5 protein-coding genes and 6 tRNA genes are annotated in these 7,380 nt (G+C 58.2%); all 11 read left to right on the top strand.

The features are described 5' to 3' along the window. The first annotated feature begins 192 nt into the window (after positions 1–192). The 11 genes from clpP (at position 193) to V3W31_07780 (ending at position 7,168) form a co-directional block, all read left to right on the top strand. A complete protein-coding gene (gene clpP, locus V3W31_07730) occupies positions 193–777 on the top strand; it encodes an ATP-dependent Clp endopeptidase proteolytic subunit ClpP (GenBank protein MEE9614824.1) in 585 nt (194 codons plus the stop codon). A 31-nt stretch (positions 778–808) separates the two neighbouring features. Then, on the top strand, positions 809–2,071 hold the full coding sequence (gene clpX / locus V3W31_07735) for an ATP-dependent Clp protease ATP-binding subunit ClpX (GenBank protein ID MEE9614825.1): 1,263 nt from the start codon (positions 809–811) through the stop codon (positions 2,069–2,071). Between the two features lie 85 nt (positions 2,072–2,156). Continuing rightward, positions 2,157–4,595 carry an endopeptidase La gene (gene lon, locus V3W31_07740; protein MEE9614826.1) on the top strand — a complete coding sequence of 813 codons (2,439 nt, stop codon included), beginning with the start codon at positions 2,157–2,159 and terminating at the stop codon, positions 4,593–4,595. 176 nt (positions 4,596–4,771) lie between these two features. Further along, complete coding sequence (locus V3W31_07745) at positions 4,772–5,077, top strand: HU family DNA-binding protein (GenBank protein ID MEE9614827.1); 306 nt, start codon at positions 4,772–4,774, stop codon at positions 5,075–5,077. Between the two features lies 1 nt (position 5,078). Beyond that, a tRNA-Val gene (locus V3W31_07750) sits at positions 5,079–5,154 on the top strand. A 28-nt stretch (positions 5,155–5,182) separates the two neighbouring features. Then, positions 5,183–5,259, top strand: a tRNA-Asp gene (locus tag V3W31_07755). A 173-nt stretch (positions 5,260–5,432) separates the two neighbouring features. Further along, positions 5,433–6,392 (top strand): divergent polysaccharide deacetylase family protein, encoded by a 960-nt coding sequence (locus V3W31_07760; GenBank protein ID MEE9614828.1) that lies wholly within the window; start codon positions 5,433–5,435, stop codon positions 6,390–6,392. 195 nt (positions 6,393–6,587) lie between these two features. Then, positions 6,588–6,662 (top strand) — tRNA-Thr (locus V3W31_07765). Between the two features lie 81 nt (positions 6,663–6,743). Further along, positions 6,744–6,828, top strand: a tRNA-Tyr gene (locus V3W31_07770). Between the two features lie 125 nt (positions 6,829–6,953). Continuing rightward, positions 6,954–7,027: transfer RNA gene (locus V3W31_07775), tRNA-Gly, on the top strand. 65 nt (positions 7,028–7,092) lie between these two features. Next, positions 7,093–7,168, top strand: a tRNA-Thr gene (locus V3W31_07780). Positions 7,169–7,380 lie beyond the last annotated feature (212 nt).

Consider the following 7,380-nt stretch of genomic DNA (forward strand, 5'->3'; position numbering starts at 1 on the left):
GCGAAACTTTCCAGGGACGGCACCCTGGAGGCCATAAAGGACGGGATGAGGACCGACAAGGTCTTTGACTTTATCTTCGAGAGCAAGGTGATCGCGTAGGAAACACGTGATGCGTTATACGTATTTAAAGCTTTTTCCCGCATCACGTATAACGTACACGCATAACGGCCTTTAACACGGACAGGAGGCGAGATGACTTTAGTCCCGATGGTGGTGGAGCAGACCGGTCGAGGGGAGAGGGCCTACGACATATACTCGAGGCTCTTGAAGGACAGGATAATCTTCCTGGGCTCGCAGATAGACGACGTCGCGGCCAACCTCGTGATAGCCCAGCTGCTCTTTCTGGAGAGCGAGGACCCGGACAAGGACATCTTTCTCTACATAAACTCTCCCGGTGGGCTCGTTAGCGCGGGCATGGCGGTATACGACACCATGCAGTACGTAAAGCCCGCGATCTCCACCATCTGTATGGGGCAGGCGGCGAGCATGGGGGCGCTTCTGCTGGCCGGCGGGGAGAAGGGGAAAAGGTTCGCCCTGCCGCACTCGAGGGTCCTCATACACCAGCCGCTCGGCGGCGCCCAGGGGCAGGCCACGGACATAGACATCCAGGCCCGTGAGATCTTGAGGATAAGGGAGGAACTGGCACGCGTGCTCGCAGGGCACACGGGCCAGCCGCTCGACAGGGTGCACTCGGACACGGAGCGGGACTTTTATATGACTGGCGAACAGGCGAAGGAGTATGGTATAATCGACCGGGTTATAGATAAGAGGCTCTGAGACTTGGAACAACTCATGGAGGGTTAAGGATATGCCGGCAGGCAAAAAAGGGGGAGGGGGGGGAGAGGGGTACCTTACGTGCTCTTTTTGCTCCAAGAGGCAGGATGAGGTCAGGAAGCTCATCGCAGGCCCTATGGTCTATATCTGTGATGAGTGCGTGGAGCTCTGCAACGACATCATCGCCGAGGAGTACGAGAAGGAGGACTTCAAGAAGAAGACCCAGGCCATCCCCAAGCCTACCGAGATAAAGTCCATCCTCGACGACTACGTTATAGGACAGGAGCGCGCGAAGAAGATCCTCTCGGTGGCGGTCTATAACCACTACAAGAGGATAGAGAGCAAGGTCTCGCTCGGCAGCGTCGAGATACAGAAGAGCAATATCCTGCTCCTGGGCCCCACCGGCTCCGGCAAGACACTCCTGGCGCAGACACTCGCCAAGATACTGAAGGTGCCGTTTACCATAGCGGACGCGACCACGCTTACCGAGGCCGGCTACGTGGGCGAGGACGTGGAGAACATTATACTGAGCCTCCTGCAGAATGCCGACTACGACGTTGAAAAGTGCCAGAAGGGCATCGTATATATAGACGAGATAGACAAGATATCGAGGAAGACCGACAGCCCGTCGATAACCAGGGACGTCTCGGGCGAGGGCGTGCAGCAGGCGCTCTTGAAGATAATCGAGGGTACCGTGGCGAACGTCCCGCCCAAGGGAGGGCGCAAGCACCCCCAGCAGGAGTTCCTGCAGGTGGACACCTCCAACATCCTCTTCATTTGCGGAGGCGCCTTCAGCGGGCTCGAAAGCGTGGTGGCCCAGAGGGTAGGCAAGCAGACTATGGGCTTCCACGCCGAGTTCAAGAAAAAGGGGAGTGCGGCCTTAAGCGCGTTGCTCCATAAGGTCGAGCCGCAGGACCTCATGCACTACGGGCTGATACCGGAGTTCATGGGCAGGCTTCCGGTCCTGGCCGTCTTGGACGAACTCGACGAGCAGAGCCTCGTCAGGATACTTACCGAGCCGAAGAACGCGCTACTGAAGCAGTACCAGAAACTCTTCGAGTTCGAGAACGTAAAGCTCAACTTCACCGAGGGGGCGCTGGTAGCGCTCGCAAGGGAGGCCACGAAGAGGAAGACGGGGGCCAGGGGGCTCAGGGCCATAATCGAGAACGTCATGCTCGACACCATGTACGAGTTGCCTACCCAGCCGAACATAAAAGAGTGCCTCGTCAACGAAGATTCCGTAACCGAGAAGGGCAAACCCATAACCGTTTACGAGAAGAGGGCGAAGACGGCCTGAACCTCGGTAAGACCTCCGGGCCCGCCGGTAAAGCCGCCGGGCATAGGGGGTAGAGGGGGCGTAGGCGCAGGAGTGTATATTCGATATGTTATCCGGAGAGACTGAAAAGGAAAAGAACGCGAAGGGGAGCGGCCAGGTGGTCCCGCTCATACCCTTGAGGGATATAATCATCTTCCCCGCCATGGTGGTGCCGCTCTTTGTGGGCAGGGAGCGCTCCATAAAGGCGCTCGACCGGGCCATGGAAAGTGACAAGAGCATCCTCCTGGCGGCCCAGAGAAAGGCCAAGACCGAGGACCCCGCCCCCGCCGACATCTATGAAGTGGGGACCATGGGTACCATACTGCAGCTCCTGAAACTCCCGGACGGCACCGTAAAGGTGCTGGTGGAGGGCAAGCGCAGGGCCAGGATAAAGGAGTTCGTCTCGGAGAAGGACTGCTTCATGGTGAGGGTCGAGGAGGTGGCCGAAGTTGCGCCGGAGAGCGTGGAGACCGAGGCGCTGGTGAGGTCCGTCGTGAAGTCTTTCGAGACCTACGTAAAGCTCAATAAGAGAGTGCCGCCCGAGGTGATAATGAGCACCTCGGCCATAGACGACCCCGGCAGGCTCGCCGACACCATAGCGACGCACCTTACCGTGAAGCTCGATGAGAAGCAAAAACTCCTCGATACGATAAGTCCCTCCGGCCGCCTCGAATACCTGTACGGCCTCATGGAGGGCGAGATAGAGATACTCGAGGTCGAGCAGAGGATACGCAAGAGGGTCAAGAAGCAGATGGAGAAGACCCAGAAGGAGTACTACCTGAGTGAGCAGATGAAGGCCATCCAGAAGGAGCTCGGGGAGAAGGACGAGTTCAAGAGCGAGCTCCAGGAGTTCGAGAGCAAGATAAAGACCAAGAAGATGAGCAAGGAGGCCGCGAAGAAGGCCAGGCAGGAGATCAAAAAACTCAAGCTCATGAGTCCGATGTCGGCCGAGGCCACGGTCGTGAGGAACTATGTAGACTGGCTGGTGAACCTTCCCTGGGCGCACACGACCGAGGAGAAGGAGGACATAGAAGAGGCCGAGCGCATACTCGAAGAGGACCACTACGGACTCAAGAACGTGAAGGAGAGGATAGTGGAGTACCTCGCTGTAAGGGGGCTCGTGGAGGAGATGAAGGGTCCGATACTCTGCCTTGTGGGCCCGCCCGGAGTGGGCAAGACATCGCTTGCCAAGTCGGTGGCCAGGGCCACGGGAAGGAATTTCGTGCGCCTTTCGCTCGGCGGGGTCAAGGACGAGGCCGAAATAAGGGGGCACAGGAGGACCTACATAGGCTCCATGCCGGGCAAGATTATCCAGTCTCTGAAGAAGGCCGGCAGCAACAACCCGGTCTTCCTCCTCGACGAGGTGGACAAGATGAGCTACGACTTCAGGGGCGACCCGGCCTCCGCACTCCTCGAAGTGCTGGACCCCGAGCAGAACCATACCTTCAACGACCACTATCTCGATTGCGACTACGACCTTTCGAAGATAATGTTCCTCACCACGGCCAACAGCATACAGGGCATCCCCCATCCCCTGCTCGACAGGATGGAGATAATAAGGATACCCAGCTACACGGAGCAGGAGAAGTTCAATATAGCCACGAGGTTCCTCGTATCCAAGCAGTTGAAGGCCCACGGCCTTACCGACAAGAACGTGGAGATAACCAAGACCGCGATGCTTATGGTCATAAGGCGCTACACCAAGGAGGCCGGGGTAAGGGGCCTCGAGCGCCAGATAGCCACGCTTATGAGGAAGGCGGCAAAGGAGGTGCTCAAAAAGGGCAGGGAGACGAAGGTGAAGGTCTCCCCCCAGAGCCTTGCCAGGCACCTCGGCATACCCCGGTATAGTTACGGCAAGATAGAGGAGTCCGACGAGATCGGGGTGGCCACGGGGCTGGCGTGGACCGAGGCCGGGGGGGAGCTTCTGGCAACCGAGGTGGCGATTATGCCCGGCAAGGGGAAGCTCACCGTCACGGGCAAGCTCGGGGAGGTGATGCAGGAGTCGGCCCGCGCGGCCATGACCTATATAAGGAGCCGTGCCGATAGGTTCGGGCTGGACAAGGATTTTTACCAGAAGGTCGACATTCATATACACCTGCCCGAGGGCGCAATACCCAAGGACGGCCCCTCGGCCGGCATTACCATGGCAACGGCCATAGCCTCCGTGCTCCTGAAGATACCGGTCAGGAAGGACGTGGCCATGACCGGCGAGATAACCTTAAGGGGAAAGGTCCTTCCTATAGGCGGGCTCAAGGAGAAGATCCTTGCCGCGCACAGGGGGGGGTTGCCGAGAGTGCTCATCCCGAAAGAGAACGAAAAGGACTTGAAGGACATACCCTCTTCCGTCTTGAAAAAAGTGGAGGTGGTGGTGGTGGAGCACATGGACGACGTGCTCGTACATGCGTTAAACATCAAGGGAAGGGAAACTATATTCAAGGAGGACAAGGAGAATTACGGCAAGGAAGGCGACCGGGAGAAGGTCGAGGAAGAGGTCGTAAGGCACTGAGGCCGTAGAGCCCGGAACGTTTGCCACGGTCGTAACGTGTACTATTTCCCTTGACAAGTATAAACAAAGTTGCGTAAGATTTTGTAGACCTTAAGGCAAGGGTGCCGCAAAACCTTTTCATGGTTTATACTGCCCTTGCCGGGCGCCTGTCGACGGGGCGCGGGACAATAAGATAGATAAAAAATACTAAACAAAGGGAGGGCCGCATGACAAAAGCAGAACTAGTTGAAGCTGTCTCCAAAAAGACCGGACTTACGAAGGCCGCGTCGGGAAGGGCCGTGAGCGCTTTCACCGACACAGTCGCCAAGAGCTTGAAGAAGGGGGACACTGTGAGCCTCGTGGGTTTCGGCACTTTCTCGGTGACCAGGAGGAAGGCACGTATGGGAAGAAATCCCCAGACCGGCAAGGCCATAAAGATACCGGCCGCGAGGGTACCGAAGTTCAAAGCGGGCGCCGGACTCAAGCAGGCCGTAAAGAGATAGAGGGCGGGTAGCTCAGTTGGAAGAGCGCAGCCCTTACAAGGCTGAGGTCACAGGTTCGAGCCCTGTTCCGCCTACCACGTAGCGTATTGTTTTCCAGTTTTCCAGGGAGCCGTAGTTAAGTTGGTTATAACGCCGGCCTGTCACGCCGGAGGGCGCGGGTTCGAGTCCCGTCGGCTCCGCCATTTTACTAGAACCACAGGGTAAAAAACCCATCCATGACCAGCGTGGATGGGTTTTTTCTGTCCTGCTCGAAAGGGAAGACGCGGGGAGGGGGGGTGGGGGTTGATTTATTGTCGCGGCGGGTGCTATGGTGTTCAGGACGGTCGAAGACGGGATATTTTAGTTGACACGAGCTATGAAGCGCAAGACTGGAAAACCTGGAAAACGGAGAGCCGGGAAGGGGAAGGGGGCCCCCCTTTTTACCCCCGCGGCCGCGGTCCTTATTGTCGTTGCCTTCGTGCTGGGCGCCGTTATTGCCGCCCTTATCGGGGGCTATATCGACACCGGTTCGGTCCCGCCGGAGGAAACGGGCGTGGCTGCCGTGCCGGTTGTGCCGCCCCCCCCCCCACCGCGCCCCATGCCCCCCACTCCTCCCGCTCCCACGAAGGCGAGCGTTAGGGTGGCGTTCGTCATAGACGACATGGGCGGGGGAATGAAAAGGCTCCGGGAGCTTGCCGAGGTGAGTGCGCCCGTAACCGTGGCGGTGCTGCCGCACCTTAGATACTCGAAGGAGGTCGCCCGGGAGGCACACGCAAAGGGGATGGAAGTGCTGCTGCACCTGCCCATGGAGCCCAGGGACGCGGTCACCCACGACCCGGGCGAGGGGGCGCTTCTTACGGCCATGACCGAGGACGAGGTGCGCCTGAGGACCAGGGTCGCCATCGATGCGATCCCCTACATAACAGGCGTCAATAACCACATGGGATCGAGGTTCACCGAGGACGAGAGGCTTATGAGGGCCGCCCTTGATGTGGTCGGGGAGAGGGACTTTCTATTCCTCGACAGCCGTACCTCCAACCGCTCGGTCGGGGGTAGGGTCGGCAGGGAACTCGGTGTGAGGACCGTGGAGAGGAACGTCTTCCTCGACAACACGCGTGATGAGGAGTACATAAGGGGGCAGGTGGAGGAGCTTGTCGCGATCGCCAGGAAAAGGGGCGGGGCCATTGGCATAGGGCACCCCTACCCGGAGACCATAGCCGTTTTGCTGGAGATGATCCCGGCCCTTATCGAGGACGGGGTGGAAGTGGTCAGGCTCTCCGACCTGGTGGCGGAGGCGGGTGGCGGGGCGAAAGCCCCCGGAGGCCCGGGAAAGTAGTGTAAAAGTAGCGTAACCGTTCGGCCCGCCTACGACTTCTCGTACGCCGCCTGCGGCCGCTCTGAAGTTGAGCCCCCCCGGCAGAGTTTTCCGAGAAAAACCTTGACAATACTCCCCGTATACCTTATAAATAAAAGATTCCGTTTCTGTTAATTTCCCGGAGGGTCGCAAACCTTTAACAACTTTGGGAACTTCGCTGGCGTAGCTCAACGGTAGAGCAGCTGATTTGTAATCAGCAGGTTGCGGGTTCGAATCCCATCGCCAGCTCCAGAGAGTGCTATTATGCCCACCCTGCGCCCACCCTGCGAATGGGTACGTGCGTATTGGTGGTTACGTGTTTTTTAACGGCGCGGAGAGGTTCCCGAGTGGCCAAAGGGGGCAGACTGTAAATCTGCTGGCTCCGCCTTCGGAGGTTCGAATCCTCCCCTCTCCACCAGTAAGGGCCGTGATGCGTGTGCGTTATACGCGATGCGGGAAGGAAAAATCTTTTACGTATAACGCATCACGTACACGTATCACGGGTCTTCTTACGCATCACGCACACGCATCACGGCCCTTAACGCGGGTGTAGTTCAGTGGTAGAACTCCAGCCTTCCAAGCTGGTTACGTGGGTTCGATCCCCATCACCCGCTCCAGTGCGTGGATTCGGCCAGGATTCGGCCAGGATTCGGGAGGATCGCCCCTGACAAGGGCCTAAAGCGCCCATGTAGCTCAGTTGGCAGAGCACTTCCTTGGTAAGGAAGAGGTCACCGGTTCAATTCCGGTCATGGGCTCCAGGAACTTTACGGTTGTTACTCCGTCACCGCGGCGGCCAGCGGACCGAGCGGTCAGCGGACCGAGCGGCCAGCGGACCGAGATGAAGGACCATTACCGATAGGACCATAAACCCGGAACTACTTAAATTTTTTTTGGAGGTAGAGTTATGAGCAAGGCCAAATTCGAGAGGGACAAGCCGCACGTAAACGTAGGTACGATCGGCCACGTGGAT

The sequence above is a fragment of the Thermodesulfobacteriota bacterium genome (assembly GCA_036482575.1).
Classification (GTDB): Bacteria; Desulfobacterota; GWC2-55-46; order GWC2-55-46; family JAUVFY01; genus JAZGJJ01.

Excerpts from the sequence above, each read along its gene's own strand:
- V3W31_07760 (MEE9614828.1), top strand. The coding sequence starts at position 5,433 with ATGAAGCGCAAGACTGGAAAACCTGGAAAACGGAGAGCCGGGAAGGGG.
- clpP (MEE9614824.1), top strand. The coding sequence starts at position 193 with ATGACTTTAGTCCCGATGGTGGTGGAGCAGACCGGTCGAGGGGAGAGG.
- lon (MEE9614826.1), top strand. The coding sequence starts at position 2,157 with ATGTTATCCGGAGAGACTGAAAAGGAAAAGAACGCGAAGGGGAGCGGC.
- clpX (MEE9614825.1), top strand. The coding sequence starts at position 809 with ATGCCGGCAGGCAAAAAAGGGGGAGGGGGGGGAGAGGGGTACCTTACG.